The 309-nt window shown below is 45.0% G+C and carries 1 protein-coding gene; it reads right to left on the reverse strand.

Going from position 1 to position 309, the window contains the following annotated elements; genetic code table 11:
• Nucleotides 1-251, reverse strand: a 251-nt coding sequence (locus tag L9G74_RS24010) for a hypothetical protein (RefSeq protein ID WP_238898554.1), incomplete at its 3' end; no start/stop codon positions are given.
• Nucleotides 252-309: the final 58 nt, after the last annotated feature.

A 309-nucleotide genomic window follows, 5' to 3' on the forward strand; every position in this document is an offset into this window, starting at 1 on the left:
GCTTGATCTTCATTCGCCACATTGGATGAAGATTGATTATGTGGTGGAGGAACACCTTCACTTTGCATGCTGGTTGGCAATAAATTCTGGCTAGTTTGAGTGTGAGAGACAAGTGCATGGTTTCCATCTACAGGAATTTCTTTAGCAGCAACCACTCCACTCCCTAGAGAAACTTGGGTCTTGACTTGTGATGGTTGATGAGAAACTGGCACTCCATTTGAAAAATTATTAGGCTGGAGCAGAACAGGCACCACATTACCTCTGGGTAGTTGATGAGTGATCTGGCCCGTCACAGAAGGCACACTCTTT

Origin of the sequence: Shewanella electrica, assembly GCF_022321485.1 — a bacterium.
GTDB lineage: Bacteria > Pseudomonadota > Gammaproteobacteria > Enterobacterales > Shewanellaceae > Shewanella > Shewanella electrica.